The organism is Streptomyces albofaciens JCM 4342 (assembly GCF_008634025.1).
In the GTDB taxonomy this organism is placed as follows: domain Bacteria; phylum Actinomycetota; class Actinomycetes; order Streptomycetales; family Streptomycetaceae; genus Streptomyces; species Streptomyces albofaciens.
This window is the reverse complement of the sequence record NZ_PDCM01000002.1, coordinates 424,593-449,097: the sequence shown is the minus strand read 5'-3', so window position 1 is coordinate 449,097 and position 24,505 is coordinate 424,593. Positions and strand designations below refer to the sequence as shown.

General features: G+C 71.0%; 19 protein-coding genes. 5 read left to right on the top strand and 14 right to left on the bottom strand.

The features are described from left to right. Window positions 1-52: 52 nt before the first annotated feature. On the bottom strand, window positions 53-277 hold the full coding sequence (locus CP973_RS22765; RefSeq protein WP_150244374.1) for a hypothetical protein: 225 nt from the start codon (window positions 275-277) through the stop codon (window positions 53-55). 154 nt (window positions 278-431) lie between these two features. Beyond that, window positions 432-1,238: a polyphosphate kinase 2 gene (gene ppk2 / locus CP973_RS22760; protein ID WP_150244372.1), complete on the bottom strand. Its 807-nt coding sequence runs from the start codon at window positions 1,236-1,238 to the stop codon at window positions 432-434. A gap of 458 nt (window positions 1,239-1,696) precedes the next feature. Between ppk2 and CP973_RS22755 the strand changes: the two genes are divergently transcribed. After that, window positions 1,697-3,139: a serine hydrolase domain-containing protein gene (locus CP973_RS22755; protein ID WP_244409949.1), complete on the top strand. Its 1,443-nt coding sequence runs from the start codon at window positions 1,697-1,699 to the stop codon at window positions 3,137-3,139. Between the two features lie 279 nt (window positions 3,140-3,418). Here the strand turns inward: CP973_RS22755 and CP973_RS22750 are convergent, their stop codons facing one another. After that, window positions 3,419-4,156 (bottom strand): DUF4389 domain-containing protein, encoded by a 738-nt coding sequence (locus CP973_RS22750; protein WP_150244370.1) that lies wholly within the window; start codon window positions 4,154-4,156, stop codon window positions 3,419-3,421. Between the two features lie 296 nt (window positions 4,157-4,452). On the opposite strand from CP973_RS22750, the gene CP973_RS22745 reads away from it, so the two are divergent. Then, window positions 4,453-5,037 carry an Rv1733c family protein gene (locus tag CP973_RS22745; protein WP_150244368.1) on the top strand — a complete coding sequence of 195 codons (585 nt, stop codon included), beginning with the start codon at window positions 4,453-4,455 and terminating at the stop codon, window positions 5,035-5,037. Window positions 5,038-5,463: 426 nt separating this feature from the next. Here CP973_RS22745 and CP973_RS41445 read toward each other — a convergent pair whose 3' ends face one another. Then, a complete protein-coding gene (locus tag CP973_RS41445; RefSeq protein ID WP_150244366.1) occupies window positions 5,464-5,955 on the bottom strand; it encodes a Gmad2 immunoglobulin-like domain-containing protein in 492 nt (163 codons plus the stop codon). A gap of 438 nt (window positions 5,956-6,393) precedes the next feature. Between CP973_RS41445 and CP973_RS22735 the strand changes: the two genes are divergently transcribed. Beyond that, the gene (locus CP973_RS22735; protein WP_150244364.1) at window positions 6,394-7,101 is read left to right on the top strand and encodes a hypothetical protein; all 708 of its coding nucleotides are present in this window, start codon (window positions 6,394-6,396) and stop codon (window positions 7,099-7,101) included. 216 nt (window positions 7,102-7,317) lie between these two features. Here the strand turns inward: CP973_RS22735 and CP973_RS22730 are convergent, their stop codons facing one another. The 3 genes from CP973_RS22730 to CP973_RS22720 form a co-directional block, all read right to left on the bottom strand. Further along, entirely contained in the window at window positions 7,318-8,136 is an 819-nt protein-coding gene (locus CP973_RS22730; RefSeq protein ID WP_208853283.1) for an HAD family hydrolase, read from the bottom strand. A 131-nt stretch (window positions 8,137-8,267) separates the two neighbouring features. Continuing rightward, a complete protein-coding gene (locus CP973_RS22725) occupies window positions 8,268-8,771 on the bottom strand; it encodes a hypothetical protein (RefSeq protein ID WP_244409948.1) in 504 nt (167 codons plus the stop codon). A 520-nt stretch (window positions 8,772-9,291) separates the two neighbouring features. Then, window positions 9,292-10,179: a universal stress protein gene (locus tag CP973_RS22720; RefSeq protein WP_150244362.1), complete on the bottom strand. Its 888-nt coding sequence runs from the start codon at window positions 10,177-10,179 to the stop codon at window positions 9,292-9,294. 211 nt (window positions 10,180-10,390) lie between these two features. Between CP973_RS22720 and CP973_RS22715 the strand changes: the two genes are divergently transcribed. Beyond that, the gene (locus CP973_RS22715; RefSeq protein ID WP_150244361.1) at window positions 10,391-12,760 is read left to right on the top strand and encodes a phosphoketolase family protein; all 2,370 of its coding nucleotides are present in this window, start codon (window positions 10,391-10,393) and stop codon (window positions 12,758-12,760) included. An 81-nt stretch (window positions 12,761-12,841) separates the two neighbouring features. On the opposite strand, the gene CP973_RS22710 is transcribed toward CP973_RS22715, so the two are convergent. Genes CP973_RS22710 through CP973_RS22695 form a run of 4 tightly spaced genes read right to left on the bottom strand, consistent with a single transcriptional unit; the run spans window position 12,842 to window position 17,637 of the window. Continuing rightward, window positions 12,842-14,374, bottom strand: a complete 1,533-nt coding sequence (locus tag CP973_RS22710) for a YfcC family protein (RefSeq protein ID WP_150244359.1) — start codon at window positions 14,372-14,374, stop codon at window positions 12,842-12,844. Then, window positions 14,371-15,324, bottom strand: coding sequence for a carbamate kinase (locus tag CP973_RS22705; protein ID WP_150244357.1), 954 nt, complete (start codon window positions 15,322-15,324; stop codon window positions 14,371-14,373). Before CP973_RS22705 ends, CP973_RS22710 begins: the two co-directional genes overlap by 4 nt. A gap of 38 nt (window positions 15,325-15,362) precedes the next feature. Next, window positions 15,363-16,364 carry an ornithine carbamoyltransferase gene (argF, locus tag CP973_RS22700; protein ID WP_150244354.1) on the bottom strand — a complete coding sequence of 334 codons (1,002 nt, stop codon included), beginning with the start codon at window positions 16,362-16,364 and terminating at the stop codon, window positions 15,363-15,365. Between the two features lie 49 nt (window positions 16,365-16,413). Beyond that, window positions 16,414-17,637 carry an arginine deiminase gene (locus CP973_RS22695; RefSeq protein ID WP_150244353.1) on the bottom strand — a complete coding sequence of 408 codons (1,224 nt, stop codon included), beginning with the start codon at window positions 17,635-17,637 and terminating at the stop codon, window positions 16,414-16,416. A 1,454-nt stretch (window positions 17,638-19,091) separates the two neighbouring features. Here CP973_RS22695 and CP973_RS41640 point away from each other — a divergent pair. Continuing rightward, window positions 19,092-20,642, top strand: coding sequence for a tyrosinase family oxidase copper chaperone (locus CP973_RS41640; protein WP_341874850.1), 1,551 nt, complete (start codon window positions 19,092-19,094; stop codon window positions 20,640-20,642). A 1,114-nt stretch (window positions 20,643-21,756) separates the two neighbouring features. On the opposite strand, the gene CP973_RS22680 is transcribed toward CP973_RS41640, so the two are convergent. The 3 genes from CP973_RS22680 to CP973_RS22670 all read right to left on the bottom strand — a co-directional run bounded on the left by CP973_RS22680 (window position 21,757) and on the right by CP973_RS22670 (window position 24,182). Then, complete coding sequence (locus CP973_RS22680) at window positions 21,757-22,188, bottom strand: peptidase inhibitor family I36 protein (protein ID WP_150244351.1); 432 nt, start codon at window positions 22,186-22,188, stop codon at window positions 21,757-21,759. A 38-nt stretch (window positions 22,189-22,226) separates the two neighbouring features. Then, window positions 22,227-23,249 carry a hypothetical protein gene (locus tag CP973_RS22675; RefSeq protein ID WP_150244349.1) on the bottom strand — a complete coding sequence of 341 codons (1,023 nt, stop codon included), beginning with the start codon at window positions 23,247-23,249 and terminating at the stop codon, window positions 22,227-22,229. Between the two features lie 429 nt (window positions 23,250-23,678). Further along, window positions 23,679-24,182 (bottom strand): SH3 domain-containing protein, encoded by a 504-nt coding sequence (locus tag CP973_RS22670; protein WP_150244347.1) that lies wholly within the window; start codon window positions 24,180-24,182, stop codon window positions 23,679-23,681. Between the last annotated feature and the right edge of the window lie 323 nt (window positions 24,183-24,505).

The following is a 24,505-nucleotide window of genomic DNA, read 5'->3' as shown; positions in this document are numbered from 1 at the left end:
TCCGGCCGGGAGGGGGCCGAACGGCCCTGGTGCGCGCCGCCCGGCCCGGGAGTCACCGGCGGTGATGAGTGGGCGGGTCACTGTAGTAGTGCCGCTCCTCAAGGACCGTCCCGCTCTCGCCGGGGTGGCGGTGCGGCCCGTACCAGAGGCCCGAGGCGGTGAGCGCGATGACGCCCACGAAGATCAGGAGCCACGGGAACGCGGCGCTGTCGGTTCCGCCGATGATGGTCAGGCCGCCCCAGAGGATGGCGCCGATACCGAATCCGATGACCCACATGGCTGCCTCCTGCCCCTCACCAGGGACGGGTGCGGAACTCCGTCCGCTGTCCCTGTCCCCTCAGAGTGGGCCGCCGCGGCCCGTCTGCCGAGGGGCCGTTCGGCCCGGCCGGAGGGTTACTCGGCGCAGGTCACGCCGTCACCGGCCCGGACCGTCAGTCAGGGACGGGGTGGTCCGGTACACGGGTCTGGGACTCCCTCGGCGGGCGCCGGTAGCCGGTGGACGGCGGCCGTGGCGGCAGCGTGAGTTCCGGTTGCCGCACCTCGTGATAGGGGAGCGTGGACAGCAGGTGCGCGATCATGTTGAGGCGGGCCCGTCGCTTGTCGTCGCTCTCGACGACGTACCACGGGGCCTCGGGGATGTCGGTGTGCGCGAACATCGTGTCCTTGGCGCGGGAGTACGCCTCCCACCGGGTGACGGACTCCAGGTCCATGGGCGACAGCTTCCAGCGCCGCGTCGGGTCCTCCAGGCGGCTGCGGAAGCGCTGCTCCTGTACGGCGTCGCTCACCGAGAACCAGTACTTGCGCAGCAGGATGCCGTCCTCCACCAGCATCCGCTCGAACACCGGGCACTGGCGCAGGAAGCGCCGGTACTCCTCGTCGTCGCAGAAGCCCATGACGTGCTCGACACCGGCCCGGTTGTACCAACTGCGGTCGAACAACACGATCTCGCCCGCGGTCGGCAGCCGTTCCACGTACCGCTGGAAGTACCACTGCCCCCGCTCCCGGCCGGACGGCGCGGGCAGCGCGACGATCCGCGCGACCCGCGGGTTGAGGTGCTCGGCCACCCGCTTGATCACACCGCCCTTGCCGGCCGCGTCCCGCCCCTCGAAGACGACCACGAGCCGGGCGCCCTCGGCCCGCACCCACTCCTGGACCTTGACCAGCTCGGTCTGCAGATGCAGTAACTCGCGCTGGTACGCGGCCCGGGGGAGGGAACCCGGCCGCCGGGCCTGACGCACAGCGGCCTCCGCGTCGGACTCGGATCTCCTGCCCACCGCTTGCCCGGCCTTCGTCTCGGTATCCGGGATTTTCCTGGAGGGGCGCGAGAGCGCGTCGCGTGCCGTCTCCAGGAAGATCCCCTCCTTCGCCTGGGTTCATGACCCGTTGGCCCTGCCACTGTGGCGATGCGGGCATCCACGTCACATCGGGCCGGCCGTCTCCAGCCGTGGCCCGTACGGCCCCTTGACGGACGTGTGCTCGCCTTCCTGCGACTGCCGGGCCCCCGCCTTGACGACCGAGTCGACCGGTGCGATCCGGAAGGGAACAAAGCCGCGGGGTGGGGCAGTGCCCCGATCCGGCGCGTTCCCGTCTCGCCCACGGGCAGCGGGCCCGGCAGTCTCGGTGGTCCGGGCCAGTGACAGCCGCCGTCCGTAGGCGGCGCACAGCGCCTCCGGGAGAGGCGCGGTGAGGAGGAGCCGTGCTCCAGGACATCGCGGCCGTGACGGAACACCGGGTCGCCGAGATGCTCAACCGCCACTCCGTCGGAGGGCTCGCGCTGGGAGTGGTGCGCGACGGCCGTGTCGAACATTTCGTGGGGCACGGTTTCGCCGACCTGGCCGCGCGCACACCGATCAGCGAGGATACGGCCTTCCGCATCGCTTCCATCAGCAAGACGTTCACCGCCGTCGCGGTGATGCAATTGTGGGAACGAGGAATGGTGGACCTCGACGCACCCGCCGGCAGCTACCTCAAGGCGTTCCGGCTGTCGCCGGCCAAGGAAGGCTTCCGGCCGGCCACGCTGCGGCACCTGCTCACCCACACCGCCGGAATCGGCGAACTGCGCGGGCCCGCCGACCTGCTGCGGGCCAACGCGGGAGAAGGCGTCAAGCCCGGCCGGCCGCTGCCGTCCCTCGCCGAGTACTACCGCCGCGGCCTGCGGGTGGACGCCGAGCCGGGTACGCAGTGGACGTACGCCAACCACGGGTTCGCCACGCTCGGCCAGATCGTCGAAGACGTCAGCGGCGAGCCGTTCGACCGCTACCTGCGCGAACACGTTTTCACGCCGTGGGGTATGCACGACACCGATCTGGTGCGGTCCGAACGGATCCGCGGCCGCCTGGCGACGGGGTACGAACTGCGCGCCCGGGGCCTGAAAGCGGTCACCGACCGGGAGCGGACGACCCCGGGCGCCTCCTCCGTCTGCTCCACGACGCGGGACATGGCCCGCTATGTTTCCGCGCTCCTGAACGGCGGGACCAACGAGCACGGTGCGGCCGTCGAACCCTCGACGCTGGCCATGATGTTCGCCCCCCACTACCAGCCCGATCCCCGCGTGCCGGGGATGGGGCTGGCCTTCTTCCGCGGTGCGGCGGACGGCCACCGGTTCGTCGAGCACCAGGGGATCCTGCCCGGCTTCACCTCACAGCTCTTCGTGGCCCCGGACGACGGGATCGGAGTGATCGCTCTGACCAACGCCGCCCATCGCGCCCTGCTGTGGCTGCCCGCCGAGACCGAGGCACTCCTGCGCCGGCTGATCGGCCTCCCGGAGCAAACGCTCCGCACCGACGTGCCGCAGCGCCCCGAGATCTGGGGCGAGCTGTGCGGGTGGTACGCCCTCGCCGGACGGATCACGGACGTACGGGCCCGGGCCATGGCAGGGTCCGCGGCCGAGGTCTTCGTCCGCGGCGGCCGGCTCATGCTGCGCAGCCTGACACCCGTTCCCACGATGCTCCGGGGCATCCCGCTCTGCCCCGACGACGAAAATGATCCCTATATATTCCGGATTGATCTGTCCCGGTTCGGAATCGGCAAGGTCCGGGTCGTCTTCGGTCACGACTCGGCCGCCGGGACCACCGAGCTGCACTTCGTGCCGATACCTCTCTCGATGCGCAAGATGGCCGCCAACCGCCGCCGCTCCTGAGTGCGGCCACGGCGTTTCACAGGGCCGCAAGCCCCCGCCGTCCGAGGGAGGGCCTCGCGGCCCCTGTCCAGTCGCCGCCGTTCGGACAGGGCCGCTGTGCCGGCGGCGAGCAGCAACGCCAGAGCGGTGGGTGCGCACTGCGGTACGCCAATGAAGGTCAGCCATCACCGACGCATGGACCCGAGGGGCACGCAGCGCGCATCCGAGACCGGTCGTACGGCCGGGCGCAGCAACCTCCTGAGGGTGTGCCCGTAAGACGGTGGCAGGGAAGCGACCGTGTCAGCCGGCTGTTTCCCCGATGCCTTGAGCGGTCCGGTGCGGGGCCCTGGCGTCCTGGTCGCTCCTGGACTTCCGTTCGGCCTGCCGGCTGTCGTCGGCAGGTTCCCCGGCGCCGAGGTCGAGCCGGAACGGCGGGTAGGTGTCGGTGAGCAGGGCGGCGTAGGCGGCCACCCGCATCACCCAGCGGTTGAGCCCGATGACGAGGGCGAAGATGCCGCCGGGATAGCGCCCGGTGAACAGAACCGCGACCGCGGCGAAGAGCACGAGCAGCCCGATGAGCCCGCCCCAGTTCCCGTACCCGGAGGTGAAGAGCGCCACGAGCGCGTAGTGGGGCAGGGCCAGCAGCCACCACTTGACCAGGGCCAGGCCGCGGGACAGGTGCTTGGGATACGTCACGTCGAAGTGTGCCGGGTAGTCGGGTACGTCGGCCAGGCGGAACGGCGGGTAGCGGTCCGTTCCGAGAGCGGAGTAGCTGTAGAACGACACCCGCCAGGTCCAGCGCAGCACTCCGACCTGGAAGTCGAACAGGGCCCGCGGGTACCGGGCCGTGACCAGGATCGCGAACCACCCCACCACGCTGACGGCGAGGAACGCGATCCACAGCAGTGACAGCACGATCGCGTGCGGGATGATGAGCAGCCATTTCACCAGCCACAGCCAGCGGGACACCCGCGAAGGGAAGTCCGCTTCCAGGCGGGCCGGGTAGGGCTGACGGGACGGATAAGACGGACAGGACATGGTGTCCCTCCTTCGCCGTTCCCGAGAACGTTCCAGGGAACGCGCGGTGTTCGCGCATTCTTGTTTCCTGCCGTCCTCGTCCTCGTAGCGTCCGCCCGGTGCGCTTCGCAGAGCAGGGGCCGAACAGCCCTGGTGAGACCGCCTCGCCCGGACGACGGAGCGCCCGGACGGCCGCAAGGACGACGTCTTCCGCCGCCGGCCACGGGCCGGACGGCCCCCGTCGTGCCCGTGTCGTCCCTCCCGGGGCCGAGCGTGGGGTGGGAGGTTGCGCGGTGAGGCGAAGGAGGTGTCGTCTGATGCGCGCTGCGAACAGGTGGTGGCGCTGGCGGCGTAGCCCGTTACGCCGCAAGGTCGACGCGGTCGACGGCTGGCTCGGCCTGGTGGCGGCGCTGCTGCTGGTCGCCGGCGCTCCGACGGCCGGATTCTGCGCCGCGTCCTGGTCCTACGAGGTGCAGAACCAGGTCATGCGGGAACAGCAGAGGACGCGTCATCCGGTGACAGCGGAGCTGATGCAGGACGTACCGGAGGCCGTGGCTCAGCGGGACGGCACAGTCGGTGGCCGTTTCCCGGCGAGGGTCCGGTGGAACGCGCCGGACGGATCGGCTCGCACCGGCGAGACGCAAGTGGAAGTCGGCAAGCGGAAAGGGGCACACATCACCGTGTGGGTCCTGAACGACGGCCGGCTCACCAGGAAACCCCTCGATCACGACGACGTACTGTCGGCTGCCACGGCGACCGGGGTGTGGGCCGGCGTCGGATCGGGCGCCGTCGTCCTCTCGGCCGCGTGGTGGGCACGCCGCGCGCTGGATCGCCGACGTCTCGACGCTTGGGACAAGGAGTGGGCCGAGATCGGGCCTCTGTGGCGCCGCAGGACGGGGTGACGTGCACGGCTGGTCGGGGCGGTCGGCGGCATGTGTGCCGCAACCGGGCGAGCAGAGCCACCAGCACGGCGGCGGACAGGGCCAGCACGGCTCCCACGAGCGGCCAGCCGACGAAAGGCACGGGGTCCCAGTGAATGTGTTCGGGGTCGAAGCCGTTCATGACCCTGCCTCCTTGCGGCAGCAGCACCCGTGGCCATCAGTACGTCGAGTGCCGTCATAGCCAAGTGCACAGGCGGGAGAAGCACTCTGGGAGGGGCCGAACGACCCGCGGAACGGCCGTTCATCCCAAGGCCCGGCTGGTGTTTTCTTTCCAACGGGATCGTCCCCGGCCCGCTATGCGGGCCGGGGACGATGGGACGGCCGGACCAGGGCCGGATGCGTGGGCGAGGCCCTTTGGGTGCCGCTTTCCAGGTATCCGGTTGGCCGTCAGGAGCCGATGGGAATGCGCAGCACCTGACCCGGCATGATCTTGTCGGGGTCCGATATCTGGTCGGGGTTCGCCCGCACGATGCGGTTGAACAGGGACGCGTCCCCGTAGAACGCCTTGGAGATGGACGACAGGGTGTCGCCCTTCACCACCTTGTGTTCGCGGTAGCCGTAGTAGCCCTTCACGATGCGCGGCCCGTAGATCACGGGTACCGACACCAGGTTGATCTCACTGCCGTCCTTGGGGCTTTTCTCGAAGACCTGGACGAGCAGCCGGTCGAGCTTGAATGCTGCGCGTCCGACGTCGGCCTGGACCTGGAACTGTCCGTGTTCTCCCGCGCCGCCGCCGACGCTGAAGTGGCCGGTCACTTCGTCGTGCCCGTCGCCGACGCGGTACTGGAGCGTGGCCTCGTGGCCGGTGCCGATACCGCTGATCCGTACCGGGTTGCCGACCAGGTCGAGTTTGTGCGGTTGATCGATGCGGTTGGTCATGGATCCTCCTCGGCCGAAGCCTGTCGGGCGTTACTCTCAAGACCGCGCTCAGTAGTGGGCGATATCCTGGAAGGCCGGAAAGCGCCGCAGCGCCGGAAGTCGCCGACACTGCGCTCCGCTGCGTCACGCGTTCATGGTTTTGGTGCCGGCCCTCATCGCTTCTTCGCTGCGAAGTAGCTGCTGAGGATGGCTGCGAGGGTGAACAGCGCGGCGATGATGACCACCGCGGTGGGCCAGTTCATCGTTCCTCCCCGTGCTCGTGGGTACGGCTGGGGACCACGCCCAGGACCCGGCAGGCACCTGGCCCGCCAGTCGGGCAGGCGTGTTCGTACCTTCATCGTCGGCCCGGTGTGCCGGGACGGTGCCAGGTGCCGAACGGCCCCGTTCTGGGCCGGCCGGCCCCTGGGCCCGGCAGGGCGGTGGGAAGACGCTGGCGCCATGAGCGGAAACCGACCGGTGTTGCGGTCCCTGCCTCGCGCGGGCGCGCTCGTGGCGGCCGTCGCCTACGGTGTCGTCATCCGTCCGCGTCTGCTGGCCTGGGGTGCCACCCGGGCCGAGGCCGCCGGCGAGTGGCCCGGGGATGAGCTGATTGCCCGGTACGACGGGCAGTCGACCATGGCGACGACGCTGCCGGCGCCGCCGGATGCCGTCTGGCCCTGGCTGGTGCAGATGGGCTGCAACCGTGCGGGCTGGTACAGCTTCGACCGGCTCGACAACGCCGGGCGTCCGAGTGCCGAGCGTATCGTCGACCGGTGGCAGGACCTCAAGGAGGGCCAGCGTCTGGAGGCGGTGCCCGAGGGCGGTGCGTGGTTCACGGCCGCGCTCGTCGAGCCGGAACGGACTCTGGTGCTGCGGATGTCCCTGGAGCTGCCGTCCGGTCATCCCTTCGACGCGCGGTTCGGGCCGTTGTCCGGGGCGTACACGGATGCCGTCTGGGGTTTCCATCTGCGCCGGACCGCCCAGGGCGGTACCCGGCTCGTCGTCCGGACGCGCGGCCAAAGCCGCCCGCGGCCGCTCACCCGGCCCCTGGACCTGCTGCTGTGGGAACCCGTGCACCTGCTGATGCAGCTGCGGCAGTTCCGGAACCTGCGGACCCGCGTGAGTGCCGGCCCGCAGTCGCGTGCTGACGTCGCCACGGCCCGGTGACGGGCAGCTGTGGGCGTGGCATGAACTCCGGGGCCCGGCGACCGTTTCGTGCGGTGCCGACGGGGCCCGGGGGCTTGGCTGGCAACGAGGGGGGGAAGCCGGCCAAGCAGCTCGGCATGCCCACCGGAACCGGTTCACCAGCCGGTGTCCGGCCAGTGGCCGACCGGGGCATGTCGGGGGCGAACGGCCCGTTGGGCTCTCTTCGTCGCGTCAGGGTCAGGCGGCGTATCGCCCCTCGGCGAGGGCCGTCAGGGTGCCCGACAACTCGTCTGGCGAGCGGGCGACGAGTTCGGCGCCGGCCTGCCGCAGCTCCGCTGCGTGCCGCATGGCGCGGGATTCGTCGACGGCCACGGTGATGCCGAACCGGCCACGCCGGGCGGCCCGTACGCCGGGCAAAGACCGTTCGAGTACCGCCGTGCGGGTGGGGGCTACGCTCAAGCGGTGGGCCCATTCCACCAGCAGGTCCGGGGACGGCGGTCCCGGAAGGCCGGGCGCTGTGTGCTTGCCGGGGTCGAGGACAGCGGAGAAGACGTCCCCGGCCTCCGCGCGGTCCAGCAGGTCACCGGCATGCCGTACGGCCGACACCGCCGCCACGGGAATCCCGCGCGTCCGCAGGGCCCGGACCAGCCGGACCGTGCCCGGCCGCGCCGTCACCCCGTAGCGGCGCACATAGCCTTCGAGCACCTGGTCGGCGCGGGCCACCAAGGCGTGCACCGACGACCAGCCCGCAGGGGCGGCGGGGGCGCCGACGGGCACGTCGATGCCTCGTGCGTCGAGGAAGGCCAGGGCGCCGTCGAGGGACGTTCGGCCGTCGACGTGGAGCCGGAAGTCCTCCGCGGCGTCGAAAGGCCGGATGCGCGCGGGAGCGGGTGGGACGATCTCCTTGAGGAACGTGTCGAAGGTACGTTTCCACGCGGCGGCCCGTACGGTGGCGAAGTCGGTGAGCACCAGATCGACGTCGATCAGCACGGCGCTGAACGGCCGCAGGGGCGGGCCGGAGGAGTGACGGCGGTTCGTAGTGTGGTGCGTTTTCATGGAAGACCTCCTGGCCACGGCGTCGTGCGTGCGTCACCGGGGCCGATCGGCGTGGCTCGACGGCTTGCCACCGGGCCACGCGCGGTCGGCCCGCGCGGGCGGCCTGGTGCAGCCGGCCCGGGCGGGTGGCGCTACTTCGTCGTCTTGATGTCCGAGATCAGCCGCGTGCTCAGGTCCGACTGCACACTCAGGTAGCTGTGGTGCCGGTGCTGGGGCGGGCCCCAGGTCAGACGGACGCGGGACCAGCAGTGCCCCATGGCACTGTCCTGATAGGTGACGCGCCAGGCGAGCGGTGTTCCTTTCGCGCGCAGGACGCCGTCGAGGTGGTGCTTCTTCTCCCACACGGCCAGGCGCGTCAGGGCGTCGCGGGTGAGGTAGTGCTGCCGCAGGCTGCCGGGCAGCGGGCCGGGCCGGCCGTCGTAACGGGCGTCGACGTACGCGCCGTAGAAGTGCGCGACGCGGTCGACCACGGACTGCGGGCTTCCGCTGCGGGTGGCGGGCATGGCCGCGTCCGCGGCTCGGGAGGTCGGCTGGGCCGGGACGGGGGTGGCGGTGGCGGACGCGACCGGCGCCAGGGTGAGGACCGGGACGGCGAGCGCGATACGGCGGGTGGTGCGTGCGCGTGCTGACCTCATGGTGCTGCCTCCCTCTCCGCGAAGGCGATGTGTGCACCTACGTGTCCAGTGCACCGCCGTGCTCCCGGGCGCGACAGGTGCCGGGTGGGGCAGGCACAGGGCCGGACGACCTGCCGTTCCTTCCTCGCCCCGGTGCCCGCGGCGACGGTGAGGTACCGGCTGTTCGGGTCGGTCGGGCCGTTTCGCGTAGACGCAGGGGCAGCCGGAGTTCTACGGGGAGGGGCTGTAGGCGACCTCGTCGCTGTGGAAGAAGTGCTTGAGGCCGCACGAGGGGGCACCGGGCTACGGCCAGCTGCCGTCAACGGCCGGACGGAGCTTCCTGTGCCGGGGTTCCACAGTCTCGGGCGAGCCCTCCGGCCGTCGTGTCCCCGCGCCGTTCATCATGCACGCCCTCTGCTTCGGTGGCGCTCGCCCGGGCACTCGTCGCCTGACCGGCAGCATCCCGCGGGCGGGATCGTGATGACCTGGGCCGAACGGACCCACAGGACGGACGCGGGACCCAGCCCCACAGACGGTGCTCTTACGGGTGGGGCACAACGGCCACGGGAGCGGGGGAACGGTGCAGCACGGCATGGGCGACAGAGCCGATGCGGGGGCCGACGGGCGCACGGCGGGCGCGGCGGCCGACTACCACGAGTCCTGCCTCGCGGGCGGCTTCCACGAGGTCGCGTGCCGCCCGGCCGGGCCGGCACCGGACGGTGACCGGTACCTCCGGATACTTGCGCCGCCACGGCTCCAGCAACTCCGACAGCGCCGCCTCCTTCACGGCCGTCACCTCCGACTCGACCACGGCCGTGGCCGCTGTGGGGGAAGTGCCGTAGAGAGGCGGTGGGCTCCAGGTGTGCAGGACCCGCAGTGCCGCACCGCGCCGGTCGGCGTGGGCGAACGCGAAGTCCAGTGCTTCGTCGCTCCGGTGGGCGAGGTCCACGCCGAGTACGACGTCACCGGAACCCCCGCCACGGATGCGGCTTTCGGCCGTTTCCGATTCCGGGTCCGAAACAGGTACGAGGATCACCGGGAACCGCGTACGGGCGACGACGGACAGGGCGACGGACCCGACCATGGCGCCGGCCAGGCCACCGAGGCCGCGTGAGCCGAGAACGAGCAGTTCGTCCTCTTGCGCCGCCTCGCACAGTACGGCCGCGGGCTCGCCGCACTTCTGGTGCGTCCGCGTTTCCAGGTCCGGATGCGTCTCGCGCATCCGCTCCGCGACCTTGCGGGGCATGCGCTCGGCCCAGTAGGGCCGGACGTCGGGGCCGAGCAGCGGCGTGTGAACGTCCGGCCCGAGGTCCCACACGTGCAGCAGCCGGAGCGGAAGACGCCGCAGCAGAGCCTCGTCGGCGGCCCAGGCCGCGGCCGCGACGCTCTCCCGGGAACCGTCGAGGCCGACCGTGACAGCACGGGACATGGAATCCTCCAGGGCGGGGCGGGAGTGACATGTTCACCCTGTCGGCCACCGGCTCGCCGCAGGAGGGGCCGCAGGTCCCCGCCCCGGGCCGACCGTCCTCCGGCGCGTGGAAACGGCCGACTCGGCCCGTACGGCTCTGGTGGGCCCGGGCCGTACGGGACAGGCTGGTGCGCGCGATACGGGAAGCCCACCCTCATCCCCGGAGGCACGCATGTCCCCCGCGCCCGGCATCACCGACGAAGAACTCCACGCGCTCGACGCCCACTGGCGCGCCGCCAACTACCTCGCCGTCGGCCAGATCTACCTCATGGACAACCCCCTGCTCGCCGAACCCCTGCGGCCCGAACACGTCAAGCCGCGGCTGCTCGGCCACTGGGGCACCTCACCCGGCCTCAACCTCGTGCACACCCACCTCAACCGGGTCATCAAGGCCCGGCACCTGGATGCGCTGTGCGTCTGGGGTCCGGGACACGGCGGGCCCGCGGTGCTGGCCAACTCCTGGCTGGAGGGCAGCTACACCCAGACGTATCCGGACATCGGCCGGGACGCCGCCGGCATGGCACGGCTGTTCAAACAGTTCTCCTTCCCCGGTGGCGTGCCCAGCCACGTCGCGCCCGAGACGCCCGGTTCCATACATGAGGGCGGCGAGCTGGGCTACTCCCTGGCGCACGCCTACGGCGCCGCCTTCGACAACCCCGATCTCCTGGTCGCCTGTGTCGTCGGCGACGGTGAGGCCGAGACCGGGCCGCTCGCGGCGTCCTGGCACTCCACCAAGTTCCTCGACCCGGTGCACGACGGCGCCGTGCTGCCGATCCTGCATCTGAACGGCTACAAGATCGCCAACCCGACCGTGCTGTCCCGGCTGCCCGAACCGGAACTCGACGCGCTGCTGCGGGGATACGGCCATGAGCCGATCTTCGTCGCCGGTGACGAGCCCCTGCCCGTCCACCGGGCCATGGCCGCCGCCATGGACACCGCCGTGGAGCGCATCGCGGCCATCCAGCGCGCGGCCCGCGACGGAAGCACCAGCGAGCGCGCCGCCTGGCCCATGATCGTGCTGCGCACCCCCAAGGGCTGGACCGGCCCCGCCGAGGTCGACGGGCTGCCCGTCGAAGGCACCTGGCGCTCCCATCAGGTACCGCTGGCCACCGTCCGCGACCACCCCGACCACCTGCGGCAGCTGGAGGACTGGCTGCGCTCGTACCGCCCGGAGGAACTGTTCGACGCCGACGGCCGGCCCCGGCCGCAGGTGCTGGAGTGCGTGCCGGAAGGGCGGCGCAGGCTCGGCGCCACCCCGCACGCCAACGGCGGTCTGCTGCTGCGCCGCCTGCCCGTACCGGCCCTGGAACGTTTCGCCGTGCCCGTCGACAAGCCCGGCGCGACCCTCCACGAACCCACCCGGATTCTCGGCAGCCTGCTGCAAAAGGTCATGGCGGACACCGCCGGCCGCCGCGACTTCCGCATCGTCGGACCCGACGAGACGGCCTCCAACCGCCTCCAGGCGGTCTACGAGGCCAGCGGCAAGGCGTGGCAGGCGGCGACGGCCGACACCGACGAACACCTCGACCGGCACGGCCGCGTCCTGGAGATCCTGTCCGAGCACACCTGCCAGGGCTGGCTGGAGGGCTACCTGCTCACCGGCCGCCACGGCCTGTTCTCCTGCTACGAGGCGTTCGTCCACATCGTCGACTCCATGGTCAATCAGCACATCAAGTGGCTGCGGGTGACCCGCCGCCTGCCCTGGCGCCGCCCCATCGCCTCGCTGAACTACCTGCTGACCTCCCACGTGTGGCGTCAGGACCACAACGGCTTCTCCCACCAGGACCCCGGCTTCATCGACCACGTCCTCAACAAGAGCCCCGAAGTCGTGCGCGTCTACCTGCCGCCGGACACCAACACCCTGCTCTCGGTGGCCGAACACGTCCTGCACAGCCGCGACTACGTCAACGTCGTGGTCGCCGGCAAACAGCCCTGCTTCGACTGGCTGAGCCTCGACGCGGCCCGCGCGCACTGTGCCCGTGGGGCGGGGATGTGGGACTGGGCGGGCACCGACGACGGCACCCGCGAGCCGGACGTGGTCCTGGCCTGCGCGGGCGACGTCCCCACCCAGGAAGTGCTGGCCGCCGCCGGGCTGTTGCGGCAGTACCTGCCGGAGCTTTCCGTACGCGTCGTCAACGTCGTGGACCTGGCCCGGCTGCTGCCGAAGGAGGAACACCCGCACGGCATGTCCGACGCGGAGTACGACGCCCTGTTCACCCCCGACAAGCCCGTCATCTTCGCCTACCACGGCTACCCCTGGCTCATCCACCGCCTCGCCTACCGCCGCACCGGGCACGCCCACCTGCACGTGCGCGGCTACAAGGAGATCGGCACCACTACGACGCCCTTCGACATGGTCGTCACCAACGACCTCGACCGCTACCGCCTGGTCATGGACGTCATCGACCGCGTTCCCGGCCTGGCGGTCCGGGCCGCCGCCGTACGCCAGGAAATGGAGGACACCCGCACCCGCCACCACGCCTGGATCTGCGAACACGGTACGGACCTGCCGGAAGTCGCCGACTGGTGCTGGGAACGGTGACGGTTTCCTCACGCGTCCGCATGTGACGGTGGCGCCACCCCGCGGCCGGGGGCGCCACCGTCAGGTGGTTGTCCGCGGTCCTCAGCCGAGGACCGCTCCGAGCAGCATGAACCCGATGACCGCGGCCAGCAGGACGGCCATGAGGGGGGCCACGAAGCGCAGGTAGCGGTCGTAGCGCACCTTGGCCAGGGCGAGGCCGCCCATGACGACGGCGGAGGTCGGGGTGATGAGATTGATCCAGCCGGAGGCCGACTGGTAGGCGGTGACCACCATGGCCCGGCCGACGCCGGCGAAGTCGGCGAGCGGGGCGAGGATGGGCATGGCCAGGGCCGCGTGTCCGGAGGACGAGGGCACGAAGAACGCCAGCGGCAGGTTGACCAGGAACATCAGCACGGTGAAGAAGCCCGAGGAGGTGCCCGAGACCGCGCTGTGGAGGGCGTTGAGGATCGTGTCGGTGACACTGGCGTTGTTCATGATGACGGTCACGCCGCGGGCCAGCATGATGATCATCGCCGCTCCGATGAAGTCACCGGCGCCCGCCACGACGGCGCCGGTCGTGCCCTTCTCGCCGAGCCCGCCGATCAGGCCGACCACGACGGACGCCACGATGAACAGCGCCGCCAGTTCGGGGAAGTACCAGCCGAGCGTCGGCAGGAAGCCGAGGTGCAGGCCGGCCCAGGGAATGACGGCGAAGATCATGAAGAGGAACGTCGCCGCGAACAGGGCGAGCACGGCCCGCTGACGCCCGGTCAGCGGTTCGGCGGCCGATCCCTCCCTCCGCAGCCCGGCGTCCTCCGGCAGCGGGGCGACCAGGGAGCGGGCCGGCTCCTTGAGCACCCGGTTGGCGTAGCGCACCACGTAACCGGCGGCCAGCGCCGTCAGGACGGCCCACATCAGCAGCCGCAGCACGATGCCGTCACCGGTGCCGATGCCGGCGCTGTCGGAGGCGACACCGGTCGCGAAGGGGTTGACGGTCGAGGCGAGGGTGCCCACCCCGGCCCCCACCATGATCACCGCGGCGCCGACCATCCGGTCGTAGCCCAGTTTGAGCACCAGCGGGATCATCAGCCCGTAGAAGCCGAGGGTCTCCTCGGCCATGCCGTAGGTGGTGCCCCCGAGGGAGAACAGGGCCGTCAGGACCACGAGCAGGAGCGTGCGGTGCCGGGTCAGGCGCTCGGCCAGGCGAGCCACTCCGCTGGTCAGGGCGCCGGTGCGCAGCGTGACGGTGATGAAGGCGCCGACCGCGAGAACGAAGAGGAAGACGCCCGCGGCACCGAAGAAGGCCCCCTCGCCACCCGGCGCGGTCAGTCCGGTGCCCGCGTCCGTGACGCCGTACAGCCCGTTGACGGGCGACAGGAACAGGTCCTTGAGCCGGTCCCCGAAACCCGTGGGCAGCTCGACCCGGTGGTACGTGCCGGGGACGGGCGCGCCGTCCTTGGTCTCGTACCGCCCGGCTGGGATCACGAAGGTCAGGGCCCACACAGCGACGGTGACGAGCGCCAGGACGGTGAACGCCGAGGGGAACCGGAGCCGGCGCTTGGGGCCCGCTTCCGGCGGGGCGGCGGGTGCACCGCCCGGTCCGGGCTGCGCCGGGGCGGGGACGCGGGTGGTCATGGCCGGTCCTCAGGAGTCGCGGCGCCGTTGTGGAACGGGCGGCCGCTGGGGGTGACGACCGTGCCGGCGGTGCCGTCGAGGAGCGCCGCCGCGTCGTCCAGGGAGCCGATGGCGGCCATGCCGCCGGTCAGTTCCACGAACCGGCACACCGCCTCCACCTTCGGCCCCATCGAGCCCGCCGGGAACCGCTCGGCCCGCAGCCGCGGGGGAGTGGTGTGCCCGATGGGATCCGCCTCCTTCGTGCCGTAGCCGCGCACGACCTGGGGAACGTCGGTGAGCAGCAGCAGCGCGTCGGCGTCCAGGGCCTCGGCGAGCAGGGCGGCGGTCAGGTCCTTGTCCACGACCGCCTCCACGCCGGTGAGCTGTCCGTTCTCGTCGCGGATGACCGGGACGCCGCCACCACCGGCGCACACGGCGACGGCCCCGGACGAGAGCAGCAGCCGGATCAGCCGGGTCTCGACCACGCGCTGCGGGTCGGGGGAGGGGACCACCCGGCGCCAGTGCGTCCCGTCCTGCCGTACCGTCCAGCCGCGCGAGGCGGCGAGCGCTTCGGCCTCCTCGCGGCCGTAGACGGGGCCGACGAACTTGGTGGGGCGGGTGAAGGCGGGATCCGCGCTGGAGACGAGGGTCTGGTTGAGCAGGGCGCACACCTGGCGCCCGGGCAGGGCGTTCTGCAGCGACTGGAGCAGCCAGTAACCGATCATTCCCTGGGTCTCGGCGCCGAGGACGTCGAAGGGGTAGGGCGAGGTGAGGCTGCGGTCGGCGGCGCTCTGGAGGGCGAGCAGGCCGACCTGCGGTCCGTTCCCGTGGGTGATCACCAGCTCGTGCTGGTGGGCGAGGGGCGCCAGGGCGGCCACGGCCGCCTTGACGTTGGCGTGCTGGACGGCCGCGTCCGGGCAGTCCCCCCTGCGCAGCAGGGCATTGCCGCCGAGGGCGACGACGACGCGCATGATGTCTCCTGGGTGCCGTGGGTGAGCGGGGCGGTGCCTCAGTCGCCGAGCGTGGCGACGAGGACCGCCTTGATGGTGTGCAGCCGGTTCTCCGCCTGGTCGAAGACGACGGAGTGGGGCGACTCGAAGACCTCGTCGGTCACCTCCAGGGCCGACATGCCGGTCCGGGCCAGTACGTCGGCGCCCACGGTGGTGTCGCTGTCGTGGAAGGCCGGCAGGCAGTGCAGGAACTTCACCCGGGGATTGCCCGTCGCCTTGAGCACGTCCATGGTCACCTGGTACGGGCCGAGCAGGGCCACCCGCTCGTCCCAGATCTCCCGGGGCTCGCCCATCGACACCCACACGTCGGTGTAGACGAAGTCCGCGCCCGCCACCCCTTCGGTGACGTCCTCGGTGAGCGTGATCCGCGCGCCCGTCCCGGCGGCGATCCGGCGGGCCTCCGCGACGACCTCCGGGGCGTTGCGCAGGCTCTCCGGACCGACCATGCGGACGTCCATCCCGAGCATGGCCCCCATGACCAGCAGGGAGTTGCCCACGTTGTTGCGGGCGTCACCGAGGTAGGCGAAGGAGATCTCGTGCAGCGGCTTGTCGGTGTTCTCCCACATGGTCAGCGCGTCGGCGAGGGACTGGGTCGGGTGCCACTCGTCCGTCAGGCCGTTCCACACCGGGACTCCGGAGTACTCGGCCAGTTCCTCCACGATGCGCTGGCTGCTGCCCCGGTACTCGACGCCGTCGTAGAAACGCCCCAGGACGCGGGCGGTGTCCTTGATCGACTCCTTGTGCCCGATCTGCGATCCCGTCGGTTCCAGGTAGGTGACGTGCGCGCCCTGTTGGTGTGCCGCGGTCTCGAAGGCGCAGCGGGTGCGGGTCGACGTCTTCTCGAAGATCAGCGCGATGTTCCTGCCGCACAGGCGCTGTTGCTCGGTGCCCGCGGCGCGGGCGGCCTTGAGCCGGGCGGACAGGTCGAGCAGGAAGCGGAACTCCGCCGGGGTGAGGTCGAGTTCCTTCAGGAAGCTGCGGTGACGCAGGTTGAGAGCCATGACGGTGTGCTCCTTCGCGGGGAGGCGCGCCAGGTGAGGGCGCGGACGGTCAGACGCTGTCGCGTTCGACGGGGCAGCTCATGCACCGCGGGCCGCCCCGGCCCCGGCCCAGCTCGCTGCCGCGGACGGTGATCACTTCGACGCCGCTGCGCCGCAGGTGGGTGTTGGTGGTGACGTTGCGCTCGTAGGCGACGACGACCCCGGGCTCGACGGCCAGGACGTTGCAGCCGTCGTCCCACTGCTCGCGCTCGGCCGAGTGGACGTCCTGGGTGGCGGTGAGCACGGTCACCGAGGCCAGCCCGAGCGCGTCGGCGATCGCCCGGTGCATGTCGCCGGCGGGGTGCTCGGTGATCGACAGGGTGCCGGGGTCGGTGCCGGGCTCGATGGTGCACGACGGCAGCGGTCCCAGCCCGGCGTACTGGGTGAAGGTGTCCCCGCTGACCATGGTCATCACGGTGTCCAGGTGCATGAAGCTGCGCTTTTTCGGCATCTCCAGGGCCACGACGCGCCGGGCCGAGCCGGCCGCGAACATCCGCAGGGCCAGCGCTTCGACGGCCTGCGGCGTGGTGCGCTCGCTCATGCCCACCAGGACGGCCCCGTTGCCGATGACCAGGACGTCGCCGCCCTCGATGGTGGACGGGTATCCGGCCTGCCCCGGGGACCACAGGTGGTGTTCCTGCTTCTCGAACAGCGGGTGGTGGCCGTAGATCGCCTCGAAGTGGACGGTCTCGCGCCGCCGGGCCCGCTTGTTCATCGGGTTGACGCTCACCCCGTCGTACACCCAGCAGGAGGTGTCCCGGGTGAACAGGTGGTTCGGCAGCGGGGCCAGGACGAAGTCGTCGTCGGCCATGGTGTGCAGCCGCACACTGGGCACGGCGGCGGTGCGGTACGTCAGCTCCTGCTTGGTCATCCCGCCGATGAGGTACTCGGTCAGCTCGGCCGGCTCCATCGCGTCGAACGCGGCCCGGATCCGGTCGGTGGCCAGCGGCCCGCACTCCCGCTCGTCGAAGACCCGGTCGTGGACCAGGGCGCGGGCGGCCGGTTTGGCGAGGACCTCGGTGAGCAGGTCGGTCAGGTAGTGGACGCGCACTCCGCGGTCGCGGAGGGTGTCGGCGAACGCGTCGTGCTCCTCGCGCGCCCGCTTGACCCACAGCACGTCGTCGAAGAGCAGGTCGTCCTTGTTCGTCGGCGTGAGCCGCTTCAGCTCCAGACCCGGGCGGTGCAGGATCACCTGCCGGAGCCTGCCTGCCTCGGAATCCACGTGGAAGTTCATGACTCTCCTGCACGGAGCAACGGGCGCCGCACCCGATCACGAATGCCTCAGCCCTGGTGGTCCCGGTAACTCCTGTGACAGGAGCGCCGGTTGAACACTTGAACCGTGTCACCGGTGCCCCGCCCCGAGCGGAAGCCGCAAGTCCCTGCCACCGGGTCGGCGGGCCCGCGCACAAAGGGCCTGCCAGGCCTTCATCAGGGCCATCGGTCCCGGCGCCACCCCGCTTCCGGTCCGGCCCCGGCAGCCGACGCCGGGCAGCGAAAGAGCCGGCAACACCGCTGGAGGCGGTGTTGCCGGCAGCAGCCGACATCGGCAACGGCCGGCGTCCGTGCAAGGCCGGACGGGCCGGGTACTGGGGAAAGTCCCGGACGGGCCGGGTACTGGGAAAAGTACGGACGGGCCGGGTGCCGGGGAAAGGCCGGACGGGCCGGGTGCCGGGGAAAGGACAGGGCCGTGCCGCTCAGCCGCCGCGTCCGGGACACGGCTCCTCTCCGGTCCCGGACGGACGCCTCGCCGACCGTCGCAGGGACCGCACGAGCGACCCCGGGCAACGGGGCGGTGGGCAGGCCGGATCCGTGTGTCCGCTGCGCGAAGGCGGATCCGGCGGTCGGCTCTGTCACCGTGACCGCTTGGGCGAAGGACGCGCCGGCCGGGGCTGGGACAGGCGCCCACCAGAGTAGAACCGCCGGTCGCGTCACTCAATGGGCCCCACACCTACTCAGGGCCATCACCGTGCGTACTGCCTGCTGAGGAGGTGTACCGCAGTCCAACCGGGGGACCGCCGTGCGTCTGCGGCTGTTGCCGTCGGCCCGGGCACGGCAACAGCCCGAAAGACGAGCAGGCATTGATGACCATGGCCGGCCGGTGCTCGTCCGCAGCGGTACGCGCCGTTCGGTGAACCGGGACTCGGTCGCGCTGTTGCTGCTGCCCGGGGCGCCGGCTTCGTGCTCGGGCAGTGAGCGGGCCGTCCTGGAAGCCGCCGCCTCCTTGGTCACGCGCTGCTGCTTCTCACTGACGAGGAGAAGTACTGGCGGGCCGGGAAACCGCTGGCCGCAGCTCAGACGACGGTGCCGGTGGCCGACATCCTTGTCACGGCAGGGCCTGAGATTCGAGCCTTGCGACAAGACGGCAACCGTCGCCACCTCAGGAAGGCCCCGTCGGCCGCTGGCGCACGTACCACTCCCATGTTGCTGCCGGCGAAGGCGCCGCACCGGCCCGGCCCGAGACTCCCGGGCCGCGCTGTCGGCATACCTCGGCGATACCTCGAACGGGCTACCGCGCCGGGCGGGACGCTGCCGCCCACGGTCCACTGGAGGAGGCGAGCGCGGTCCGAGGCATTGCCGGCACCCCGGGCCACAGCGCAGCCCCTGGCGTCGGCGCCCTGCGGTGACGCCCTGGTGCACGGGAAGTGGAGCTGCGGTCGGGCCCGCGGCCGGCGAATGAAGGGGCGCCCGGTGAGACGACGCGACGTGATCATGGGTGCTGTGACGGCCGGGGCCGCCGCGCTGCTGCCCGCGGCGGCCGATTCACGCGGCCCCCGGCCGTACACCGAGCGGTACCTGGGCCGCACGATCCGCATCGAAGCCGTGCACGGCGTCCCCCGGGTGCACATCGACGGCCGTGAGCTGCAATTGATACGCATGGGCGAGGGCGCCTACCTGTCCCCGCTGTGCCACTACGACTTCGACCGGTCCCCGCTGGCCGCCGCACGCCGTGCTGTACGGCAGTTGCGCGGCGCCCAGTTGCTGCCGTTCCCCTCGCCCCGCTCATGGCCGCAGCCTGTGATACCGCCCGCTCCCACGGCCCCGGCCCACCCGCACGTCCGCAAGAACTACCTGGCGCTGACCGCGCAGGAACGTCACCGCTTCATCCAGGCCGTCCTGGAGACCAAGCGAAGCGGTGCCTACGACGCGCTGGTCGCCATCCACGTACGGGCGAACTCCCACGACTACCTCCACCGTGACCACGGCCTGCGCACCGCGCATCTGACCCCGTCCCTGTTGCCTTGGCACCGGCAGTTCCTGCTGTACTTCGAGCAGGCACTGCGGGCGGTCGATCCAGGTGTCACCCTCCCGTACTGGGACTGGACGCGTGATCGCGGCCATGATTCGCCGCTGTGGGCCGACGACTTCATGGGCGGTGACGGGCGACCCGGCGACCGGGAGGTGACCACCGGCCCCTTCGCCCGGCGCAACGGCTGGCGGCTCCGGGTCGACGTACGGCCCACCGGTCACGACGTGTGGTGGGCCAACGGCCACTACACCCAGGACGACCGGGACTACCTCACCCGCGCCCTGCGCCCGCCCAGCACCCTCTCGACGGCCCGCCAGCTGGAAGACGCCCTCGCGCTGCCCGTCTACGACTGCCCGCCCTGGAACCACGAGAGCGGTGACGACCCTCCCTACCGCAGCTTCCGCAACCACCTGGAGGGCTACGCGAAGTTCGCGTGGGAGCGGGACTTCGCCAAGCTGCACGGCTCCGCCCACAGATTCGTCGGCGGCCACATGGGGTATCTCAGCTCGCCCAACGACCCGGTGTTCTACCTCCACCACTGTTTCATCGACAAGATATGGGCCGACTGGCAGCACCGGCACCCCGATGTCCCCCACTACCTTCCGCTGGAACACACACGTGACGTACCCGGCCTCCACACCCCGCTGGCCCCTTGGCACACGATGACGCCCGCCGATCTCCTCGACCACACCCGGTACTACCGCTACGACCGCTTATACCCATCCTGCGGCCGCAACCGCCGCCGGGTCGTCGCCCCGCCACCTTCCACGACAGCTTGGCCGCCCCGCACGCCCGCGCCCACGCCGGCTGTGTTGCCGTGCACTGGCTTGCTGTCCGGCAAGGCTGGTGGCGGTGCTCCGCACCGGCTTCACGGACCAGCGGGAAGCCGCACGCAGACCATGCGTCGACAGCATGATTGCGGAAGAACGTGGCCGCGGGGACGAGTCCGCGCAGGGTATCGGCGCCGCCACGGTCCGACCCGTGATCGCTGAAGGCACCCGGGCGGTCATCGACGCGCCCTTGAGCCGAAGGCTTCACGCTCGTCAGGGGTTTGCGATGGGTGCGCCGGCGGTCGCCGACGAAGTGGATCCCGGCTGTGTGCCGAATCCGGCGCAGGTGGCCAGGCTGCTGGCAGCGGTCGCCGCACAGCCGGGACGAGGCCCTCATCTGCACGCATTCTTCGGTTGCATGTACTACGCCGCCACGCGGCCGGTCGAGGCGATCCACCTCGGAGAAGCGCAGTGCTGCGCCCCCGGCGACCGGCTGGGGCCTGCTCAACCCCAGAGGTGGCGCGGTCACAGCGGGTAAGGAGTGGACGAACGACGGGAGTTCCTATGAAATCCACTCCTTGAACGGCGTGCGGCCAAGGCCACCCGGCCGGTCCCGATACCACCGTCGTTCGTCGCCGTGCTGCGCGGACACATCGAACGCTTCGGCGTGGCGCTCGACGGCCGTCTCTGTCGCAACCAGGCGGGCATGGTTGGCGTCCGGCGTCGATCCCGCCGAGTGCGCTCGCTGGGCCGGGCAAAGCATTCAGGTGCTGTTCCGCTACTACGCCAAGTTCCTCGCTGGGGCTCGTAGTCACGCCAACCATCTGATTGAGGAATCGATGCGCCGGTGGGCCGGCAGCACGGAGGCAGCAGCCGGGGACTGAACGGGAATGTGGCCCGCGTATGGCCCGGAACGGCTGGTCAGGACGGGTGTATGGGTGGGACATAGGGGGGAGAAGGGGTTGCATTTGGTCGTCCCCTCTGGGGGAGGGCCGCGAAGGGCGCCGGGCCTGCATAAGTGCAGGTCAGGCGCCCTTTCCGAGTCTCTAGAAGAACCCCAGCCTCTTCAGCGAGTACGACACCAGCAGGTTCTTCGTCTGCTGGTGGTACGGCGCTCGCGGTGGTGTTGACCTGCGGCCTTGGCGGCTGCCCACGGTTACCGAGGGGGCGTTGGTCCGCGTGTGGTCCGGATCTCGGTGCCAGTCACCGGGACCCTGCGGACGGGCAAGCTCAGTCCGCAGGGCGACCGGTCGCTGCGCTGTGCTAAAGGTGGCCGACGGGGGCGGGTCGGCCACCGTCGGCCGTGTGCCTGCACGCGGGCGGAGCGGGGGTGCGGTCAGAAGCCGCAGTTGGTCACCCATTTGTGGGAGGAGATGCGGTCGTTCCATTCCCACGGAATGTTGCCTGCTGATCCGTTGGGGGCGCAGGTGCTGGCACCTCCGTAGCCGATGTGCTCGTACACCCGCACGTCCGCCAGGGTCCCGCTGTAGCCGTTGTTCCACCAGGAGGATGCTTTGTCGTTGACGTTCCAGCGAGCAGGCCAGTAGCCACAGTCCCGCCAGTCGTCGTCGTTGGCCCGCCACCGGCACTCTCGTCCGCCGCGGTTGGTGTGCTCCCATACATGGTAGTAACCGGGTTCGGCCAGTGCCTTCCCAGCCGGGAGCGGTCCAGGGGAGTCGGCTGCGTCGGCCGCGGGGGCAGTGGCCAGACCCGCGCACAGGGTGGTGATGACCGCCCCGGTGCTGATGAGGGTGCGTAGGGTTCTCACGGTATCTCCTTGAGGTTTTCAGCGGCCCAGAACGCCGGTCATTGTCCGGCCTCGGTCACGAGGCGGCGTGCCGTCGCCAGGGCCGCGTGCTGGAGGGTGTGCCGGACGGTGATTTCCTTTCGATAGCGGACACGGACCTGGTCGCTGTAGTGGCGGTCCAGGTCGCGGACGGTGCGGCTGAGGGAAGTCGTGGTGGCACAGTGGGCTTCGGCGACGGCGATACGCGCCTGCCGGGCGTCCGCTTGGGCAACGGGCAGTCTCCGGGTGGAGGTGACGGCGGCCTTCCGGCTGGCGGCCGGGGTGGCATACGGGTGGCCCTGCGTCCGCATACAGGCGGACCACTGCCGCACGGCGGCCGCATAGCGTGGGTCCGCACGTACCTGCGCCACGTACAGCGGTTGCAGGTTCATCGTGATGACCTTGGCACGGAACCAGGCGCCCAGGTCGCCGTACAGGGCGCGTTGGGCGTGCGCGAGGCAGCCTTGGGTGCTGGCGGTGATGGTGACGCCGGTGGGTGTGGTGGCGGACAGGCCCACCGGTGCCGGTCCCATGAGCGCGCTGCGTGCGGTGGCACGTCCGTCGGCGGACAGCCGCGTGAAGTACCGCTGGTTGGGGTCGGCTTCCTTCAGGGCCTGGAGCCTTCGCTGCAGTGGGGCGCCGTAGCCGTAACGACGGGCCCAGTCGGCCTCGTCGACCACATAGGGGAACGAGCGCTGCCAGGAGTCGGGCACGGGGGCGGCAACGCTGTAGGGGATGCCGCGTGCCCGCATGCACCGCTGGACGAGCAGTAGTTCGGCCCGTTCCAGCAAACGGACCTGGGCTGGGCTCGGCTCGCGCGCCGGGACTGTCGGTGCGCGTCCAGGCGCTGGTGGGCCGGCCGGCCCAGGGCCGCAGCCGGCCAGCACGGCCGCGACCAGCGCCCCTGTCAGGCCGGACCGGGCGGTGACCGGCAGGCACAGCGGGCGGCGGGCGCTCTTGGCCTTGTGCCGCTCGTGCCGACGCCATGGGCGGCGGCCGGGCATCCGGTGGCCCTCCGTGGCGGGGCGCTGGGGGTACGTCATCGTCTTCTCCGCCCGACGAGATCACGACCAGGACGATGCGGGCCGGCGGCCTGCTCGCCTTGGTGGCCTGGGTGGTACGAGGAGGCGACCGGTGCGGCGCGCCGGAATGGGCACGCCGCGAAGATCCGGTGCTCGTGCTGATTCCGTGTTCGGGGGAAATCAGGCAGTGGATGGCCTGTTCAGCACTGGGGGGTGCAGGGGACGGGCTTGTTGTTCTTGCCGCCCCGGATGAAGACGTTATCGGTCCATCCCCGCCGTGGGCGGTGATGTACGTCCACCCATGGTTGGTGGACCGGCCCTACGCCACCTGCTCGCCGATGTTCCGGAAGGCGGCGGTGACGTTGCCGGTGCCCACCTGGCCGAGGATCCGTTCCGACCTCGCAGTACGGCCTTCAGGTGTGGATGCCGGTGGCGTGGCGGGTGATCCAACTAAGGGCGCCGCTCGTCCAGGTACTGGCCGTGGATCCAGACGTTGCGTGGTCCGCCCCACAGATTCCCCTTGAACCAGGGGTCTCTCCATTCGGTGGGATCGAATCCCTGTCCCCTGTGCACCTGGCCCAACGAGGGGTAGTTCGTTCCCGGGCCGGTGCGGAAGTTGACGTTGTTCTCCTGCACCCAGCAGGTGTGCGGCACGTGGCAGAGGCCGCGTGCTCCGCTGAGTGGTACGGAGACGCTGGCTGCGCTCGGCACGATAGCCGGGGCTGAGGCATTGGGAGAGTGGTTGCCTCGTGCTTCTGCTGAGGTCTGCGCGCATCCTCCGCTGCACTGGGGTTTGTCGCCCGGCTCCTCGACGAACGCCCCACTGCTTACCTCCGTCGGCGGCTTGTTGGGGACATGGTTGCCGGCGGCGGCGGGGGAAGCTCCGAAGAGGGGCATGACACTGAGAACTGCGGCGACCAGGGCGCCGCTGGTGTACCGACGGATTTCCTTCATCGTTTCTCCTGTCTGGCTTTTGGGCCGTCCCTTTGCGGTTCAGTTTGGAACGGGGCACCGGTGTGCCGCTGCCCTGGAACGGGGGCGCCGGACGTGACCGGTGGCGCGGCCGCCGGGGCGGGTGTTGCCCCGATCAGGGGTGCGCGGCGGTGACGGCCCCCGCGAGCGCGCCGGCCCGCCGGATGACATCTGGTCGTTCTGCTGCGGGGGTGCGGAGCCGTGAGTCAATCTGACTCCTCGCCGGGGCCGCAGGCGCGCGGCCCGGTGCCGCCAGCGTGCTGGCTTGTTACGCAGGCGGCTGCCGCAGCAACGCGCCCTCGATT